At 74.5% G+C, this 16400-nt stretch carries 21 protein-coding genes; 12 read left to right on the top strand and 9 right to left on the bottom strand.

Going from position 1 to position 16400, the window contains the following annotated elements; translation table 11 throughout:
- Positions 1–10: 10 nt before the first annotated feature.
- The 3 genes from O2V61_RS09870 to fabG all read left to right on the top strand — a co-directional run bounded on the left by O2V61_RS09870 (position 11) and on the right by fabG (position 2143).
- Entirely contained in the window at positions 11–607 is a 597-nt protein-coding gene (locus O2V61_RS09870; protein ID WP_269183141.1) for a TenA family transcriptional regulator, read from the top strand.
- Positions 604–1233 carry a TenA family protein gene (locus O2V61_RS09865; protein ID WP_269183140.1) on the top strand — a complete coding sequence of 210 codons (630 nt, stop codon included), beginning with the start codon at positions 604–606 and terminating at the stop codon, positions 1231–1233. Before O2V61_RS09870 ends, O2V61_RS09865 begins: the two co-directional genes overlap by 4 nt.
- Positions 1234–1387: 154 nt before the next feature.
- Positions 1388–2143, top strand: coding sequence for a 3-oxoacyl-ACP reductase FabG (gene fabG / locus O2V61_RS09860; RefSeq protein WP_269183139.1), 756 nt, complete (start codon positions 1388–1390; stop codon positions 2141–2143).
- Between the two features lie 161 nt (positions 2144–2304).
- Here fabG and O2V61_RS09855 read toward each other — a convergent pair whose 3' ends face one another.
- On the bottom strand, positions 2305–3084 hold the full coding sequence (locus O2V61_RS09855; protein ID WP_269183138.1) for an SDR family NAD(P)-dependent oxidoreductase: 780 nt from the start codon (positions 3082–3084) through the stop codon (positions 2305–2307).
- Between the two features lie 26 nt (positions 3085–3110).
- Between O2V61_RS09855 and O2V61_RS09850 the strand changes: the two genes are divergently transcribed.
- Entirely contained in the window at positions 3111–3587 is a 477-nt protein-coding gene (locus O2V61_RS09850) for a hypothetical protein (RefSeq protein ID WP_269183137.1), read from the top strand.
- A 127-nt stretch (positions 3588–3714) separates the two neighbouring features.
- Here the strand turns inward: O2V61_RS09850 and O2V61_RS09845 are convergent, their stop codons facing one another.
- The 5 genes from O2V61_RS09845 to O2V61_RS09825 all read right to left on the bottom strand — a co-directional run bounded on the left by O2V61_RS09845 (position 3715) and on the right by O2V61_RS09825 (position 7844).
- Positions 3715–4269 carry a dihydrofolate reductase family protein gene (locus O2V61_RS09845; RefSeq protein WP_269183136.1) on the bottom strand — a complete coding sequence of 185 codons (555 nt, stop codon included), beginning with the start codon at positions 4267–4269 and terminating at the stop codon, positions 3715–3717.
- An 81-nt stretch (positions 4270–4350) separates the two neighbouring features.
- Positions 4351–5049 (bottom strand): hypothetical protein, encoded by a 699-nt coding sequence (locus O2V61_RS09840; protein WP_269183135.1) that lies wholly within the window; start codon positions 5047–5049, stop codon positions 4351–4353.
- A 24-nt stretch (positions 5050–5073) separates the two neighbouring features.
- Positions 5074–6366: an Nramp family divalent metal transporter gene (locus O2V61_RS09835; protein ID WP_269183134.1), complete on the bottom strand. Its 1293-nt coding sequence runs from the start codon at positions 6364–6366 to the stop codon at positions 5074–5076.
- A gap of 115 nt (positions 6367–6481) precedes the next feature.
- On the bottom strand, positions 6482–7090 hold the full coding sequence (locus tag O2V61_RS09830; RefSeq protein WP_269183133.1) for a GNAT family N-acetyltransferase: 609 nt from the start codon (positions 7088–7090) through the stop codon (positions 6482–6484).
- Positions 7091–7097: 7 nt separating this feature from the next.
- Positions 7098–7844 carry a Mut7-C RNAse domain-containing protein gene (locus tag O2V61_RS09825; protein WP_269183132.1) on the bottom strand — a complete coding sequence of 249 codons (747 nt, stop codon included), beginning with the start codon at positions 7842–7844 and terminating at the stop codon, positions 7098–7100.
- A gap of 110 nt (positions 7845–7954) precedes the next feature.
- Between O2V61_RS09825 and O2V61_RS09820 the strand changes: the two genes are divergently transcribed.
- The gene (locus O2V61_RS09820; protein ID WP_269183131.1) at positions 7955–8467 is read left to right on the top strand and encodes a VOC family protein; all 513 of its coding nucleotides are present in this window, start codon (positions 7955–7957) and stop codon (positions 8465–8467) included.
- A 100-nt stretch (positions 8468–8567) separates the two neighbouring features.
- On the opposite strand, the gene O2V61_RS09815 is transcribed toward O2V61_RS09820, so the two are convergent.
- Positions 8568–9077 (bottom strand): PaaI family thioesterase, encoded by a 510-nt coding sequence (locus tag O2V61_RS09815; protein ID WP_269183130.1) that lies wholly within the window; start codon positions 9075–9077, stop codon positions 8568–8570.
- Between the two features lie 150 nt (positions 9078–9227).
- Between O2V61_RS09815 and O2V61_RS09810 the strand changes: the two genes are divergently transcribed.
- The 3 genes from O2V61_RS09810 to O2V61_RS09800 are packed head-to-tail and all read left to right on the top strand — an operon-like array spanning position 9228 to position 11934.
- Positions 9228–10412, top strand: a complete 1185-nt coding sequence (locus O2V61_RS09810; protein ID WP_269183129.1) for an N-acetylglucosamine-6-phosphate deacetylase — start codon at positions 9228–9230, stop codon at positions 10410–10412.
- Between the two features lie 2 nt (positions 10413–10414).
- Positions 10415–11212 carry a glucosamine-6-phosphate deaminase gene (gene nagB / locus O2V61_RS09805; RefSeq protein ID WP_269183128.1) on the top strand — a complete coding sequence of 266 codons (798 nt, stop codon included), beginning with the start codon at positions 10415–10417 and terminating at the stop codon, positions 11210–11212.
- A complete protein-coding gene (locus O2V61_RS09800) occupies positions 11209–11934 on the top strand; it encodes a GntR family transcriptional regulator (RefSeq protein WP_269183127.1) in 726 nt (241 codons plus the stop codon). The genes nagB and O2V61_RS09800 overlap by 4 nt, the downstream gene beginning before the upstream one ends.
- A gap of 67 nt (positions 11935–12001) precedes the next feature.
- Here O2V61_RS09800 and O2V61_RS09795 read toward each other — a convergent pair whose 3' ends face one another.
- The gene (locus tag O2V61_RS09795) at positions 12002–12655 is read right to left on the bottom strand and encodes an FMN-dependent NADH-azoreductase (RefSeq protein WP_269183126.1); all 654 of its coding nucleotides are present in this window, start codon (positions 12653–12655) and stop codon (positions 12002–12004) included.
- Between the two features lie 101 nt (positions 12656–12756).
- Between O2V61_RS09795 and O2V61_RS09790 the strand changes: the two genes are divergently transcribed.
- Complete coding sequence (locus tag O2V61_RS09790) at positions 12757–13110, top strand: winged helix-turn-helix transcriptional regulator (RefSeq protein WP_269183125.1); 354 nt, start codon at positions 12757–12759, stop codon at positions 13108–13110.
- 3 nt (positions 13111–13113) lie between these two features.
- On the opposite strand, the gene O2V61_RS09785 is transcribed toward O2V61_RS09790, so the two are convergent.
- The gene (locus tag O2V61_RS09785) at positions 13114–13554 is read right to left on the bottom strand and encodes a rhodanese-like domain-containing protein (protein ID WP_269183124.1); all 441 of its coding nucleotides are present in this window, start codon (positions 13552–13554) and stop codon (positions 13114–13116) included.
- Positions 13555–13664: 110 nt separating this feature from the next.
- Here O2V61_RS09785 and O2V61_RS09780 point away from each other — a divergent pair, with 110 nt between their 5' ends.
- The 3 genes from O2V61_RS09780 (at position 13665) to O2V61_RS09770 (ending at position 16388) form a co-directional block, all read left to right on the top strand.
- Positions 13665–14324 (top strand): GntR family transcriptional regulator, encoded by a 660-nt coding sequence (locus tag O2V61_RS09780; RefSeq protein ID WP_269183123.1) that lies wholly within the window; start codon positions 13665–13667, stop codon positions 14322–14324.
- A complete protein-coding gene (locus O2V61_RS09775) occupies positions 14308–15330 on the top strand; it encodes a 1-aminocyclopropane-1-carboxylate deaminase (protein WP_269183122.1) in 1023 nt (340 codons plus the stop codon). Before O2V61_RS09780 ends, O2V61_RS09775 begins: the two co-directional genes overlap by 17 nt.
- 113 nt (positions 15331–15443) lie before the next feature.
- Complete coding sequence (locus tag O2V61_RS09770) at positions 15444–16388, top strand: UDP-glucuronic acid decarboxylase family protein (protein ID WP_269183121.1); 945 nt, start codon at positions 15444–15446, stop codon at positions 16386–16388.
- Positions 16389–16400: the final 12 nt, after the last annotated feature.

Below are 16400 nucleotides of genomic sequence, written 5' to 3'. Positions count from 1 at the left end.
AGTCCGCGCCGTGCCGGTCTCCGAGCTGCTCCGACGTCATCCCGAGAGCTGGCGCGCGGCCACCGCGCACCCGTTCCTGACCGCGGTGCGCGACGGGTCGCTGCCCGCCGGCGCCTTCGACACCTGGCTCGTCCAGGACGCCCGCTTCGTCGCCGACCTGCTGCGCTTCCAGGCCCGGCTGCTGGCCCGCGCGCCGCGGCCCGCCCAGGCCGTGCTCGCCGGCGGCCTGGTCGCCCTGGTCGAAGAGCTGGCCTGGTTCGAGGAGCAGGCGGTCGCCCGCGGCCTGGACCTCACCGCACCCGCGCTGCCGGCCACCGCGGCCTACGCCGAGCTGCTGGACCGGCTGGACGCCGCCGAGGTGCCGGTCGCGCTGACCGCGCTGTGGACCATCGAGCGCACCTACCTCGACGCCTGGACGACCGCGCTGCCCGGCGCCCCGGCCTACCGCGAGTTCGTCGAGCACTGGACCGTGCCCGGCTTCGCCGGCTACGTCGCCGGCCTGGAGACGGCGGCCGACACGCTGGGTGGCGGACAGGACGACGTCTTCGCCGAGGTCGTCGCCGCCGAGATCGCCTTCTGGGACATGGCCCTGGAGCAGGCGGCGTGAGCCTGGCCGCTGACCTCTGGGCCGCCAACGCCGATCTCGCCGCCGTCGCGCTGGCGCATCCGTTCGTGCAGGGCATCGGCGACGGCAGCCTGCCGGCGGAGCTGTTCGCCGGCTACGTGGCGCAGGACGCGTTCTTCCTGGAGTCCTTCGCCCGCGCCTACGCCCTCGGCGCCGCGCACAGCCCCGACCGGGCCGGGCTGGACGTCTTCGCCGACCTGCTCGCCGGGGTCCGCGAGGAGCTGCGGCTGCACGAGGGCTACGCGGCCCGGTGGGGCATCGACCTGGCCGCGGTGGAGCCACTGCCGGCCACGCTGGCCTACACCGAGTTCCTGCTCGCCACGGCGTCCCTGGGCGGGGCCGGGTTGACCTGCGCGGCGATGACGCCGTGCATGCGGCTGTACGCCCACCTCGGGCAGTCCCTGGCCGGCCGGTCGGCGAGCACCTACGCCGAGTGGGTCAGCACCTACGCCGACCCGGGCCTGGAGGAGCTGACCGGCACGCTGGAACGGCTGCTGGACGGGACGGCTGCCGACACCCCCGCGGTGCGCCGCGCCTACCGCCGGGCCATGGAGCTGGAGGTCGGCTTCTTCGACGCCGCCTGGCGCGGTGGTGTGGTGCCCGGCTGAGGCCTGCTCCCCGGTCCGCGAGCCGACGGTGACGATGCCGGGCTCCGGTGGGCCCGGCCGGGTGCGCGAGCCCGCTGCACCTGGTGCTATGCACTGAGGCAGCACGGCGGGCCGGACGACCGTGGCCCGCCGACGTACTCGACGAGGAGATGCAGTGGCTCAGCAGCGGACGGCGATCATCACAGGAGCGGCGCGCGGGATCGGCGCTGCCATCGCACGGCGGTTCGCCCAGGACGGGATGGCCGTCGCCGTCCTGGACCTGGACGAGGCCGCGTGCGCGGGCACGGTCGAGGAGATCCAGAAGGCCGGGGGCGAGGCGCTCGCGGTCGGCGCGAACGTGGCCGACGAGGCGTCGGTGGACGCCGCGGTCGAGCGGATCGCCGCCGAACTCGGTGCCCCGACGGTGCTGGTCAACAACGCCGGGATCACCCGGGACAACCTGCTGTTCAAGATGAGCGTCGAGGACTGGGACGCCGTCATGGGCGTGCACCTGCGCGGTGCCTTCCTGATGAGCAAGGCCGCGCAGAAGCACATGGTGGAGGCGGAGTTCGGCCGGATCGTGAACCTCTCCAGCGTCTCGGCGCTGGGCAACCGCGGCCAGGTCAACTACTCCGCGGCCAAGGCGGGCATGCAGGGCTTCACCAAGACCCTCGCCATCGAGCTCGGCCGGTACAACGTGACCGCGAACGCGATCGCCCCCGGCTTCATCGAGACCGAGATGACCGCGCAGACCGCCGAGCGGGTGGGCGTGCCGTTCGAGCAGTTCAAGGAGATGGCCGCCAAGCAGATCCCGGTCGCCCGGGTCGGCCAGCCCGAGGACATCGCGCACACCGCGTCGTTCCTGTGCAGCGAGGGCGCAGGCTTCGTCTCCGGCCAGGTCATCTACGTCGCCGGCGGCCCCCGCGACTGACCCGGGCCCGCCATCCCCCGGGCGTGGCCGGGTCCCCGCACGATCAGGTCACCTGGTCGTGCGGGGACCCACCTGGTGGCAGACCGTGCGGTAGGTCCCCACGGGATCAGGTCACCTGGTCGTTGAGATGGGCCGCGCGGCGGCTGGACCGGTCTGACCGGTCACCCCGCGCGGCGGCTCGGTCCGCCGTGCACGCCGCGGCGGGCGAGTTCGGCGGTGAGCCGGGTCCACAGCCGGACCGGCAGCAGCCGGGCCAGCTTCATCGCGACCATCATCGGCACCGGGAAGACGACCTCGGCCTTGTCCCGGGCGATGCCGTCGGCGATGGTGCGGGCCGCGACGTCGGCCTCGACCTTGAACGGCATCGGATGGGTGTTCCGGTCGGTCAGCCGGGTGGTCACGAACCCCGGGTTGACGATCTGGACGACGACGCCGCGCGGGGCCAGCGAGCCGCGCAGGCCCTCCAGCAGGTTGATCAGCGCCGCCTTGCCCGCGTTGTAGGCCTCCGAGCCCGGCAGGCCGCGGTAGCCGGCGACCGAGGCGACCCCGACGACCCGGCCGCGCCCGGCGGCCAGCATCTGCGGGACGACGGCCTCCATGGTGTGGACCGCGCCCATCACGTTCACCTGCAGGTGGTCGGCGAACAGCTGCGAGTCCCACGGTTCCACGTGGAACGACGACCAGGTGCCGGCGTTCAGGACGGCGACGTCCAGGCCGCCCAGGGCCTCCCGCACCCGCTCGCCCGCCGCCACGGTGGCCGCCCGGTCGGTGACGTCCACCGGGACGACGACCATCCGGCTCCCGGCCACCTCGGTGAGCTGCTCGGCGTTGCGGGCGCTGATCGCCACCCGGGCCCCTCGATCGGCCAGCTCCGTCGCCAGCGCCGCACCGATGCCGGTCGAGGCGCCGGTGACCCAGATGCGCGCACCGGAGATCTCCATGCGGCCCAGCCTGGATGATGGCGGGCATGGCAGCACGCAAGAAGTCGTCCGCCGGGCCGGCCCCGCGGCTGGGACACGGCGAGTTCGTGGCCTACCCGGGTGGCCCGACGGCGATCTACGACCTGCTGGAGCGCCTCAGCGCAGCAGCCGGGGACTCCCCGGACTTCGGCACCCCCGGGATCAGCCTGGACCGCAAGCGGCTGACCGTGCGCTGGCACGGCGAGCTGCCGGGGCCGGTGCGCGCCGTCCTGGCCGACCCGGGCGTCGAGGTGACCGTCCAGCAGACCCCGTGCCGCCCCGGTGACCTGCGGGCGGAGGCCGAGCGGCTGCTCCGGGAGCACCCCGACGTCCTCGCCGCCGCCACCGCCCGCCCGGAGGGCGACGGCATCGAGGTGCTGGTGCCCCCGGCGGTTGCCGACCCCGCCGGCGGACCGGATCAGGCGGTGGCCGGGCTCAGCGACGTCCCCCTGTTCGCCGAGGTCGGCGAGGCCCCACCGGCCTGAGGCCGGCGACCGGGGGGGGGCGAAGTCGCGATCGTGGCCTCTCGGTGGCCGGCTCTCGCGCCGGTCCCTCCGCTCTCGCGCCGGTGCAGCGGCGCAGGAGAGCGGGGAACGGCGCACGAGCGAGGCGTCAGCCGGCGGCCGGGCCGTAGGTGAGGTGGGCGACGCCGTTGCTCAGCGACTCGGTGCCGAGGAGGGACAGCGACTGGGACGTGCCCTCCGGGAACAGCCGGATCCCGGTGCCCACGGCCAGCGGGTAGACGTAGAGGTGCAGCTCGTCGACCAGCCCGTCGGCGAGCAGTGCCCGGACCAGCGTGACGCTGCCGCTGACGTACAGGTCGCCGTCCACCTCGTCCTTGAGCGCCCGGATCCGGTCGGCCGAGTACCCGCCGAGCACGGTCGAGTTCCGCCAGACCGACTCCGCATCGGTCAGCGTCGAGCTGACCACGTGCTTGCGGGTGTCGTTGAAGAACGGGGCGCCCTCGTCGTCCTCGACGGTCCGGGTCGACCAGGCCGGGGCGAACATCTCGAAGGTGTTCCGGCCGAGCAGGATCCCGGTCGAGGCGCCGGTCAGCGTGCCGATGGAGGCGGCCAGGTCGTCGGGGAAGCCGTAGTCCATCGTCCACATCGGGGCGTCGACCACCCCGTCGACGGTGGTGAACTCGTGGACCTTGATCGCGCTCATGTGCAGTGCTCCTCTGTCGGGGGCCGGCGGTGTCGTACCTGAGACGGCGCCGGACGCCGTTCCTCATCGGTGCGGCGGTGCTCAGCCGTAGCTGGGGTCCAGCGGGGTGGACGGGTCCACGGCCACGGCGTCGAGGTCCGGGGCGGTCAGGACGGCGTCGATCGCCGCGCGGCTGCCACCGACGTAGGTCAGGTAGCCGTCGATCTCGGTGGCGACCAGCCACGCCCGGTCCGCCGGCCACCACAGGCTCGCGCACCGCCACGGCACCTCGGCGGGCAGCACCGGTGCAGCGGCGACCGGGCCGGTGAGCAGGTGGTACGCCCGGTGGGGGATCTCCACGCGCATCGGCCGGTCGGTCCAGGCCTCGGTCTCCTCGAGGCCGAAGCCCTCCCAGAGACAGAAGCAGGCCTCCGCCGGCGTCCCGGTGAACTCGCTCAGCACGTCGGCGAGGGTTGCGGTCTCGCGGGCGTCCAGCCCGCCGTCCGAGGGCCGGCCCCAGCGGCTGGAGCCCGCCACCAGGTCGTCGAACCGGATGTCGGCGGTCAGCGGCACCCCGGTGACGGCGGCGATCTCTGACCACCGGTGGCGCGGCTCGCCTTCGGAGTCCTCGTAGCTGGGCGGCAGCACCCGGGCGTAGGCCTCGAAGACCGGCGGGACGAGCCCGGCGACCGTCCACGAGGTGGGCCCCGGGGTCAGCGCGGTCTCGATCCACTCCGCCGGGCCGGTGTCGGCCAGGATCGACATGCCCGGCGCCCAGCCGACCGGCTCCCGCGTGTCCATCCCGGCATCCTGCCGGGTGAGGGGTCAGCTCAGGAAGGTGCTGACCAGCAGGTAGGCGTTCAGCGCGATGATCAGCGCGGCGACGACCGACCCGACGAGGGTGGTGACCCGCCGGTTGACCCAGCCGCCCATCAGGTCCTTGCGAGAGGTCAGCCACAGCAGCGGCACCAGGGCGAACGGGATGCCGAAGCAGAGCACCACCTGCGACCAGACCAGCGCCGTCGTCGGGTCACCGCCCAGGCCCAGGACCAGCAGCGCTGGGGCGAGGGTGACCAGCCGGCGGACCAGCACGGGGATGTGCTTGCGCAGGAACCCGGCCATCACGACCTGGCCGGCGTGGGTGCCGACCGAGGAGCTCGCGAACCCGGCGGCGAGCAGGGCGACGGCGAAGGCGAGCGCCGCGCCGCTGCCGAGCTGCTCGCCCAGGCCGGCGTGCACGCTCTCCAGTGACTCGATGCCGTCGCCGGAGGTGAACAGCTGCGCGGCGATCACCAGCATCGCGGCGTTGACCAGCCCGGCCAGGCCCATGGCGATGAAGACGTCGATCCGCTGGGCCCGCAGCAGCCCGCGCCGTCCGGAGTGCGACCTCCCCGCGGTGACGGTGTCGCCGTACCGGCCCGGGGTGAGCGCGGAGTGCACGTAGATGACGTGCGGCATCACCGTGGCGCCCAGGATGCCGGTGGCGAGCAGCAGGCTGTCGGTGCCGGCGAAGCTCGGCACCATGCCGGAGGCGACGCCGCCGGGGTCGATGCCGGAGCCGATCAGCGTGTAGACGAACCCACCGCCGATGACCAGCAGCAGCCCGGTGATCACCCGCTCGAACGGCCGGAAGCCGCGGGACTGGGCGGCGAGCAGGATGAACGCGACGATCGCGGTGATGATCCCGCCGATCCACAGCGGTACCCCGAACAGCAGGTTCAGCGCTACCGCCCCGCCGACGATCTCGGCCAGGTCGGTGGCGATGGCGACCGCCTCGGCCTGCGCCCACAGCCCCCAGGTGACCGGGCGGGGGAACCGCTCGCGGCAGCAGGTGGCCAGGTCGCGCCCGGTCGCCAGCCCCAGCTTGGCGGTGAGGGTCTGGATGAGCATCGCCATCAGGTTGGCCGCGACGATCACCCACAGCAGGGTGTAGCCGAAGGAGGCGCCGCCGGAGAAGTTGGTCGCGAAGTTGCCGGGGTCCACGTAGGCCACCGCGGCGACGAACGCTGGCCCGAGCAGCGGCCAGAGCCGCCGCTTCGGCGCCGGTGGGGTGGGCCGCGGCAGGGTGCGCGGCAGCGTGCTGGTGAGGACGGCGGCCTCGGTCTTCGACAGGTACACGGTGACCTCGCGGGGGCGGCGGCAGGAACGGTCGTCCCTCTCCTGCCCGACCCCCGCGGGCCACCGGGGCCGACCTGTGGCCCCCAGGGGTCAGGTCAGGCTCACCTGCGTCGGGTCAGCTCCGCTTCGGCTGGCGGACCATGGTCCAGATCGGCAGCTCGTGGTCGACCGCCGTCCGGGTCGAGTGGGTGACGGCGAAGCCCGACCGCTGCAGCCACCGGACGACGGTGGAGGTGTAGACCGTCGCCGCGGCCGGCACCCGGTCGGCGTCGCAGCGCTCGAGCACCGGCTGGAGCACCGCCGCGCCGAGCCCCTGGTGCCGGGCGGCGGGCCGGGTGCCGACGGCGTGCAGCCACCAGTGCGGCTCCTCGGGCCGGCCCAGTGCGCCGAGCCGCTCGCTGGCCAGCACGACCGGCTGGCGGGCGCCGAACACCCGCGGCAGGTCGCGGTCGATGACCGCCTGCAGATCCGCGGCGTGCTCTCCGGCATCGGGGGCGACCCAGGCAGCGGCCGCGCTCACGTCGTCGGTCACCCACGCCGTCCCCGCCAGCACCGGCACCAGCGCGCCCCACAGCTCCGCCCAGCGGGACAGTCGCTGGGTGCGGCCGTCCTCGGGCAGCGCCCAGGAGGTCCAGCGGTAGTCGGGGTAGGCGACGGCCAGCGTGGCCGCCAGCCGGGGGACGTCGGCGCGGGTGGCCTTCCGCACGACGGGGGGTTCGCTCACCCGAGGATCAGACCACGGGTGGCTGCAGCGTCGCCCGGGTCCCGGCGGCCTGCTGCAGGATCGCGTCGATCCGGGTGGCGTGCGCGCCGCGCCAGTAGACCTGGCCGCACCGGGTGCACCGGGAGAACTCCTCGACGGTTCGGCGGGTACCCGGCTCCAGCAGGTCGGCCACCGCGGCCTTGGGCGCCGGCCGCAGCTCGCCGTTGCACGTGGTGCACCGGGTCAGTGGCGCCGGGACGACGGCGAACCGGTCCAGGACATCGGCGAGCTGCTCGTCCGTGCCGCCGCCGCGCACCAGGGCCCCGGCCGGGAGCGCCCGGCGCATGAGCAGTCCGCGGTCCTGGGTCAGCAGCACCCGGTCCTCGGCCGTTGCCTGGGCCACGAGCTCGGGATCGTCGGCGTCGTTGCGCCAGGCGGCGTCCAGGCCGAGCAACCTCAGCCGCCGGGCCAGTCCGCCGAGCCCGACGTCCAGCAGGAACCCCCCGGTGGGGACCGGCTGGGGGCGGTCTACCGGCCGCACCTCCAGGACGGCGCCCGGCGCGGGCCGGACGTCGAGCGCCGCCTGCGCGCCGGCGACCACCACCGGGCCGACCTCGGTCAGCGGGACGCCGGCCGCCTGCACCAGGTGCCCGACGGTCGCATCGGGGTCGAAGGGCAGCCGCCGGTCGCCGGCGGACCGGAACCGCGGCGCGAGCAGCCACCGCAGCTCCGGGTCCAGTCGGACGACGACGTCGTGTGGCACTGGTCCGGACACGTCCCGGCCCTACCCGCTCCGCTCGGGCGGGTCACACCGTCGGGATTTTGCTTGAAGAATCAAGTAGTACGGCGCAGACTGGGCACCTCGACCGATCCCAGGAGTGCACCGTGCCCGTCCAGCGCCTGAACCACGCCGTCCTCTTCGTCCGGGACGTCGACCGCAGCACCGCCTTCTACCGCGACGTCCTCGGCTTTCGGGTGCGGACGGAGATGCCCGGTCGGGCGGTGTTCCTGCAGGCCGAGGGGTCGACCAACGACCACGACCTGGGGCTCTTCGCGGTCGGTGCGCAGGCCGGCCCCTCCGGTGCCGGGCGCAGCACGGTGGGGCTGTACCACCTGGCCTGGGAGGTCGACACCCTCGCCGAGCTGGCCCGGATCCGTGGCGCGCTGGCCGACGCCGGGGCGCTGGCCGGGGCCTCCGACCACGCCACGACCAAGGCGCTCTACGCCAAGGACCCCGACGGCATCGAGTTCGAGGTCTCCTGGCTGCTGCCGGCCGACCTGATCACCCCGGACGTCCAGGCCCTGGGCGCGACCACCCGCCCGCTGGACCTGGACGCCGAGATCGCCCGCTACGGCGCCCAGACGCGAGGCGGCATCGGCGTCAGCGTCCCGGCCTGACGGTGCCAGGCGCGCGTCGAGTGCGCAGTTCTGGTCGCCGACACGGCACGACACGCCGCGCGGGGCGACCTCGACTGCGCACTCGAGGACGGCGCGGGCCTCAGCCGACCTGGGTGCCGGGCTGCGGGCGGATGACCAGGATGCTGCTGCTCGCGGTGCCGAGCAGCCGGTCCTCCGCGTCGAGCAGGCGGGCCTCGGCCAGCGCCGTCCGGCCGCCCAGGTGGGTCACCGTGCCGACGCAGGTCACCCGGCCGGTGTCCAGGGTGATCGCGCGGAGGAACTTCACCGTCAGGTCCAGGCTGGTGTAGCCGACGCCGGCCGGCAGCATCGAGTGGACGGCGCAGCCGGTGGCCGAGTCGAGCAGCGTTGCGTAGACGCCGCCGTGGACCGAGCCGATCGGGTTGTAGTGGTACTCGGCCGGCTCGAACGCGAAGACGACGCGGCCCGGCTCCACCTCGATCAGGTCGAACCCGAGGGTGTCGGCGATCGGTGGCCCGGGGAGCTCCCCGGCCACCACGGCGCGCAGCACGTCCACCCCGGCGCTCGCGCGGGCGGCCGTGGCGGTCTGCATCGGGTCGCCCCAGGCGAAGGTCCTCGTCCGATCGGTCACGGGCGGACGCTAGCGCGGGTCGTGGACGGCGGGCGCACGGCGGTGCGGAGTTGACATCGCCCGCGCCCGGCGACGATCCTCCGGTCAACTGGTCATGACCAGTTGACCACCCGACCGGCGCCCGGCGCGCCCCGAGCACCCGAGGGGGCCGTGATCCTGAGCGGCACCGCGCCCGGCTCCGTGCTGCGGGGCCGGCTGGTCACCGGCGGCTCGGTCGTGGACGACGGGGTGCTCGCCGTCGCCGGCGACCGGGTCGCGTTCGCCGGCCCGGCGCGGGACTGGACCGGTGCGCTGCCGGCCCCCGCGCCGGGGACGCTGCTGCTGCCCGGCCTGGTCGACCTGCACTGCCACGGCGCGGCCGGGCACGGCTTCCCCGATGCGGACGTCGCCGGGGTGCGCGCCGCAGCCGCCCACCACCGGGCGCACGGGACGACGACGGTGGTGGCCAGCCTGGTCTCGGCCCCGGCGGCGGTGCTGCGCGAGCGGCTGACCGTGCTGGCCCCGCTGGTCGAGGCCGGCGAGCTGGCCGGGGTGCACCTGGAGGGACCGTTCCTCTCCGCCGCCCGGTGCGGCGCCCAGGACCCGGCTGCACTCGTCCCGGGAGATCCGGCGCTGCTGGCCGAGCTGCTGACCCTCGGGCGGGGGACCGTCGTCTCGATGACCCTGGCGCCGGAGACCGCGCACCGGGCCGAACTGGTCGACCTGCTGCGCGCACACGGGGCGCTGCCCAGCTTCGGGCACACCGCCGCCGCCGCCGCCGAGGTCACCGCCGCGATCCGGTCGGCTGCCCCTGGCGGCCCGCTGTCCGCCACCCACCTGTTCAACGGCATGCCCCCGCTGCTGTCCCGGGCGCCGGGCCCGGTCGCCGCCTGCCTGGCCGCCGCTGTGCGCGGCGAGCTGGTGGTCGAGCTGATCGGCGACGGCGTGCACCTGGCACCGGAGACGGTGGCGACGGTCTTCGCCCTGGTCGGTGCGGGGGCGATCGCACTGGTCACCGACGCGATGGCCGCCGCCGGAATGGCGGACGGCAGCTACCGCCTCGGCTCGCTGCCGGTCGAGGTGCGCGACGGCGTCGCCCGGCTCGCCGGGGGATCGGGCGCCATCGCCGGCGGCACCGCCCGGCTGGTGGACGTCGTCCGGTCGACGGTGGCAGCTGGAGTCCCACTCGCTGATGCCGTCCGTTCGGCGACCGCCACCCCGGCCCGGTTGCTGGGCCGCGAGGACGTGGGCGAGCTGGCTCCGGGCCGGCGGGCCGACGTGCTCGTCACCGACCTGCACCTGAACCCCACCGCCGTCCTGCGGGCCGGCGCGTGGGTGCACCGAGAGGAGAGCTGACCGTGGAGGTCGTCCTGCTGCCCACCCCCGAGGACTGCGGGCGGGTCGTCGCCGACGCCGTCGCCGGGTCGGTGCTGGCCGCGCTGGGCCGGGGCGGGCCGGTGGTGCTGGGCCTGGCCACCGGGTCCTCGCCGCTGCTGGCCTACCGCGAGCTCCTGCGCCGGCACCGGGAGGAGGGGCTGTCCTTCGACGGGGTGCAGGCGTTCCTGCTCGACGAGTACGTGGGCCTGCCCGCCGGCCACCCGGAGAGCTACCGCGAGGTGATCCGCCGGGAGCTGACCGACGAGCTCGGCCTCGACCCGGCGGTGGTGCACGGCCCGGACGGCGCAGCGGCCGACCCGCTGCAGGCCGCCCACGACTACGAGGACCGGCTGTTGGCCGCCGGGCCGGTGGCGGTGCAGGTGCTCGGGATCGGGGCCAACGGGCACCTGGGTTTCAACGAGCCCGGCTCGTCGCTGGCCAGCCGCACCCGGGTCAAGACGCTCACCGAGCAGACCCGGTCCGACAACGCGCGGTTCTTCGGCGACGACGTCACCGCGGTGCCCCGGCACGTGATCACCCAGGGGCTGGGCACGATCCTGGGTGCGGAGCACCTGGTGCTGGTGGCGACCGGGGAGGCCAAGGCCGCCGCGATCGCCGCCGCCGTGGAGGGGCCGCTGACGGCGTCCTGCCCCGCGTCGGTGCTCCAGCTGCACCGGCACGTCACCCTCGTCGTCGACGAGGCGGCCGGTGCCCAGCTGGCCCGGGCCGACTACTACCGCTACGTGCTCAGCCACAAGCTGACCGACCAGAGGTGGTGACCGCGCTGATCGTCGACGGGGTGGTGCCCAAGCACGAGCAGCTGCGCGCCCGGCTGACCGAGCTGGCCACCCGGCTCCCGGCGGGCGCCCCGTTGCCCGGGGAGCGCCAGCTGTGCGTCGAGCACGGGGTCAGCCGGATCACCGTGCGCGAGGCGATCGGCCAGCTGGTCAGCGAGGGCGTGCTCGTGCGGGTGCGGGGCAAGGGCACCTTCGTGGCCGAGCGGCCCGCCCGGTCCCGGCTGCACCTGGCGTCCTTCCACTCCGACATGCGCCGGCTCGGGCTGCGGCCGAGCACCGTCGTCCTGGCGGTCGCCCGCGCCGTGCCGCCGCCGATGACCGGGGCCGCGCTGGAGCTGGCCGCGGGCGAGCGGGCCTGGCACGTGCGCCGGCTGCGGCTGGCCGACGACCAGCCGATGTCGGTCGACGACGGCTGGTACCCGGTCGCGGTGGCGCCCGACCTGGACGAGGCCGACCTCACCGGCTCGCTCTACACGCTGTTCGCCGAGCGGTACGGCTGTGCGATCGAGCGGGCCGAGCAGACGGTGCGGGCGGCGGAGGCCGACCGGGAGTGCGCCGTCCTGCTGGGAGTGTCGCCGTCCCGCCCGGTGCTGGTGTTCGACCGGGTCTCCTACAGCGCGGGCCGGCCGGTCGAGCACGCGCTGTCGACCTACCGCGGAGACCGGTACGAGGTGGCGATGACCGTCGAGCTGGGGCAGGGCTGAGCCGGGTGAGCTGCGACCGACGACCCGCCCCCGGCGCTGCACCGAGCCGGGGTGCGGACGTCGTGGCTCAGGCGGCGGCGGGGGTGCTGCTGAGCAGCCGGCCGTGCTCGGCCGCCTCCCGATCCGCGGTGGCCTTCAGCTCGGCGGCCATGTCCGTGAAGGAGTCCAGCGCCGGGTTGACCCCGACCAGGGTGAAGTCCCGCTCGACCACCCGGAGGTCCAGCTGCCAGACGTCGGCCAGGATGCGCCGCAGCCAGGAGGTGGCGTGGTCCCAGCCCTCGCGCGGGGTGCCGGCGCTGTAGTTGCCGCCGCGCACCACCGCCAGCACGGCGGGCTTGCCGGCCAGCGGGGGCTCGGCGCGGGGACCCATCCGCGGGTCGGTGATGACCAGGTCGACCCAGGTCTTGAGGTGCTGGGAGACGCCGAAGTTGTACAGCGGGACGGCGAGGAGCAGCGCCTCCGCGTCGACGAGCTCGTCGGTCAGCGTCGCCGCCAGGGCCAGGGCGTCGGCCTGCTCCGGCGTCCGCTGCTCGGCCGTGAGGTAGGAGCCGGCGACGGCGGCGCCCCAGGCGTCGGCCGGCAGCGGCTCGGTGCCGACGTGCCGGCGGGTGACCGGGGCGTCGGGGTTCCCGGACCGCCACTCGCGCTCGACGATGTCCGCGATCTCGCGGCTGGCCGACCCCTCGACCCGGATGCTGGCGTCCAGACGGAACAGCGACATGACACTCCCTCGAAGCTAGTTGCTAGCGGATTGCTAGCACTTCGAGAAAGCTAGCACTTCGATCCCAGGAGCACGAGGGTCGACGGCTCTACGATGACCGGGTGGTCGAGGACGTGGTGCACGCGCCGGAGGCGTGCGACGACGCGCTGGCGCGTGCGTTCGGCTTCCTCGGCAAGCGGTGGAACGGGCTGATCATCGGCGTGCTCGCCGGCGGGCCGGCGACCTTCACCGGGCTCCGCCGGGCCGTGGGCGGGATCAGCGACTCCGTGCTCTCCGACCGGTTGAGCGAGCTGGCTGCGGTCGGGCTGGTCCACCGCGCCGTGGACGAGGGGCCGCCGGTGGCCGTGAGCTACCAGCTGACCGACGCGGGCCGGTCCCTGACGCCGGTGCTCGAGCAGCTGACCACCTGGGCCCGCGAGAGCCTCCCCGCGCAGTCGTGTGCGGGCCGGCACTGAGGCTCAGCAGCCGCAGCTGACCCCTGCTGGGGCGGTGAGCGGGTCGACCGCCGGGCGGGTGGTCCCGGTCGCGGTCTCCACCGGCAGGCCCTCCCGGGCCCAGTACTCGAACCCGCCGATCATCTCCCGCACCCGGTAGCCCAGCCGGGCCAGGGTCAGCGCCGCGCGGGTGGCACCGTTGCAGCCGGGCCCCCAGCAGTACGCCACCACCGGGACGGCGGGGTCGAGCTCGACCGCCGCCCGCCCGGCGATCTCCCGTCCGGGCAGGTGGACGGCGCCGGGCACGCGCCCCTGCGCCCAGGACTCCGCGCTGCGGGTGTCGACCAGCGCGAAGCCGGGCCGGCCGGACTCCAGGGCCGCGTGGACGTCGGAGACGTCGGTCTCCACGGCCAGCCGCCGGACGAAGTGGGCGGCGGCCTCGGCGGAGGTGGTGGTCCAGTCCATGCCGTCGATGCTGGCGGCGGTGCGCCGGGGCGGAACAGCGCCCGCCCTGCCGACGACCGCAGCGATCCGGCCCTTGACATCGCAGGCAACTGACATGTCAGATGTCAGTTGTGCCCCTCGACCCTGTGCCGCGCGTGCTGCTGCGCGACGAGGCGCTGACCCGGATCCGCGACGCGATCGTGGCCGGTGACCTCCCGCCCGGGACGGTGGTGAAGGACGCCGCGCTCGCCAGCCGGCTCGGTCTCTCCGTGGCCCCGGTGCGCGCCGCCCTGGCCCGGCTGACCGACGAGGGGCTGGTGGAGGCCAAGCCGCAGAGCCACACCCGGGTGACGCCGCTGGTGCTCGAGCAGGTGCGGGACGCCGCCGTCGTCGTCCGGGCGATGCACGAGCTGGCGGTGCGCGAGGCCGCCGGCCGGGTCACCGCCGAGGACGTCGCCGCGATGCGCGCGGCCAACGAGCGGTTCGCCGCCGCGCTGCGGGCGGCGGACGTCGACGCGGCGATGGACGCCGACGACGAGCTGCACGACGTCCTGCTGGCCCGCTGCGGGAACGCCGCCCTCACCGCCACCGTCGACCGCTTCACCCCGGCGATCCGCCGGCTGGAACGGCAGCGCTTCGCCGCCCACGGCGAGGGCTCGGTCGCCCTGCACGACCGCCTGATCGCCGCCTGCGCGGCAGCCGACGCCGACACCGCCGTCGCGACCACCACCGAGATCTGGACGGCGCTGCTGTCCCAACTGGAGGAGACCACCGATGGCCAGCCTTGCTGACTTCCCCCGCCACTCCCTGCTCTTCGGCCCCTCGCCGGTGCACCGGCTCGACCGGCTCACCGAGCACCTGGGCGGCGCCGCGGTGTGGGCGAAGCGGGAGGACGTGAACTCCGGCATCGCCTACGGGGGCAACAAGACCCGCAAGCTGGAGTACCTGGTCGCCGACGCGCTGGCCCAGGGCTGCGACACGCTGGTCTCGATCGGCGGGGTGCAGAGCAACCACACCCGGCAGGTCGCCGCGGTCGCCGCGCACCTCGGGCTGAAGTGCGTCTTGGTGCAGGAGAGCTGGGTCGACTGGCCGGACGCCGTCTACGACAAGGTCGGCAACATCCTCATCTCCCGGCTGGCGGGGGCCGACGTGCGACTGGTCAAGGCCGGGTTCGGCATCGGGTTCAAGGAGAGCTGGGAGACCGCGCTGGCCGAGATCGAGGCGCGCGGCGGCAAGCCCTACCCCATCCCGGCCGGGGCGTCGGACCACCCGCTCGGCGGGCTGGGCTTCGCCAACTGGGCGCACGAGGTCGCCCAGCAGGAGGCGGAGCTCGGGGTCTTCTTCGACACCGTCGTCGTCTGCTCGGTCACCGGCTCGACCCAGGCGGGCATGGTCGCCGGCTTCGCGCAGCTGGAGGAGCAGGGCGCCCGGCCGCGCCGCGTGCTCGGCGTCGACGCCTCGGCGAAGCCCGCGGAGACCCGGGACCAGGTGCTGCGGATCGCGCAGCGGACGGCGTCGGCGATCGGCGTGCAGCGCGAGCTCACCCTGGACGACGTGGAGCTCGACGAGCGGTACCACGCCGGGATCTACGGCATCCCGGACGAGACGACGATCGCCGCGATGGAGCTGGCCGCGCGCACCGAGGGGATGGTCACCGACCCGGTCTACGAGGGGAAGTCGATGGCCGCCACGATCGACCTCGTCGGCCGGGGCGAGATCGACCGGTCGTCCACCGTGCTCTACGCCCACCTCGGCGGCCAGCCGGCGCTGAACGGCTACAGCGCGCTGTTCTCCTGACCCGCCCCGGTCGCCGTCCGCTCCCTGCGCCGCGGAGCGGGCGGCGGCCGACGTGGGAGCATCCCGCGGGGCCACTCGACCGGGTGCGCAGCAGGACGACAGGAGGGCACGACGTGCCGCAGAGCAAGCGGGTCATGGTCACCGGAGGTGCCGGCTTCATCGGCTCGCACCTGTGCGACCGGCTGATCGACCTCGGGCACGACGTGCTGTGCGTGGACAACTTCTACTCCTCGACGAAGTCGAACGTGGCCCATCTGCTCGGGCACCCGCGCTTCGAGCTGATGCGGCACGACGTCACGTTCCCGCTGTACGTGGAGGTCGACGAGATCTACCACCTGGCCTGTCCGGCCTCGCCGATCCACTACCAGCGCGACCCGGTGCAGACCACCAAGACGGCGGTGCACGGGTCGATCAACGCGCTCGGCCTGGCGAAGCGGACGAAGGCACGGATCCTGCTCACCTCGACGTCGGAGGTCTACGGCGACCCCGAGGTGCACCCGCAGACCGAGGACTACTGGGGCCGGGTCAACCCGATCGGCCCGCGAGCCTGCTACGACGAGGGCAAGCGCGCGGCGGAGACGCTGTTCTTCGACTACTGGCGGCAGCACGAGCTGGACATCAAGGTCGTCCGGCTGTTCAACACCTACGGCCCGCGGATGCACCCGCAGGACGGCCGGGTCGTCTCCAACTTCGTCGTCTCCGCGCTGGCCGACGAGCCGCTGACCGTCTACGGCGACGGGTCGCAGACCCGGTCGTTCTGCTACGTCGACGACATCATCGACGGGCTGGTGGCGATGATGGCCAGCTCCCGGGAGGTCACCGGCCCGATCAACCTCGGGAACCCGGGCGAGTTCACCATCCGGGAGCTCGCCGACCTGGTCGTGGAGCTCAGCGGTTCCGGCTCGACGCTGGACCGCCGGCCGCTGCCGGTCGACGACCCGACCCGGCGCCAGCCGGACATCACCCGGGCCCGGGAGCAGCTGGGCTGGGCGCCGACGGTGGAGCTGCGCGAGGGCCTGGAGCGCACGATCGAGCACTTCCGCACCATCGTCGGCTGAGCCGCGCCCAGG

Origin of the sequence: Modestobacter sp. VKM Ac-2985, assembly GCF_026967925.1 — a bacterium.
Taxonomy (GTDB): Bacteria; Actinomycetota; Actinomycetes; order Mycobacteriales; family Geodermatophilaceae; genus Modestobacter.
This window is presented reverse-complemented; position numbering and strand designations above follow the sequence as displayed.

Coding starts and splice junctions, on each gene's coding strand:
- O2V61_RS09845 (WP_269183136.1), bottom strand. CDS start 4,269: ATGAGCGCGATCAAGGTCCACGAGTTCACCACCGTCGACGGGGTGGTC.
- O2V61_RS09855 (WP_269183138.1), bottom strand. CDS start 3,084: ATGGAGATCTCCGGTGCGCGCATCTGGGTCACCGGCGCCTCGACCGGC.
- O2V61_RS09775 (WP_269183122.1), top strand. CDS start 14,308: ATGGCCAGCCTTGCTGACTTCCCCCGCCACTCCCTGCTCTTCGGCCCC.
- O2V61_RS09785 (WP_269183124.1), bottom strand. CDS start 13,554: ATGGACTGGACCACCACCTCCGCCGAGGCCGCCGCCCACTTCGTCCGG.
- O2V61_RS09850 (WP_269183137.1), top strand. CDS start 3,111: ATGGCAGCACGCAAGAAGTCGTCCGCCGGGCCGGCCCCGCGGCTGGGA.
- O2V61_RS09795 (WP_269183126.1), bottom strand. CDS start 12,655: ATGTCGCTGTTCCGTCTGGACGCCAGCATCCGGGTCGAGGGGTCGGCC.
- O2V61_RS09840 (WP_269183135.1), bottom strand. CDS start 5,049: ATGGACACGCGGGAGCCGGTCGGCTGGGCGCCGGGCATGTCGATCCTG.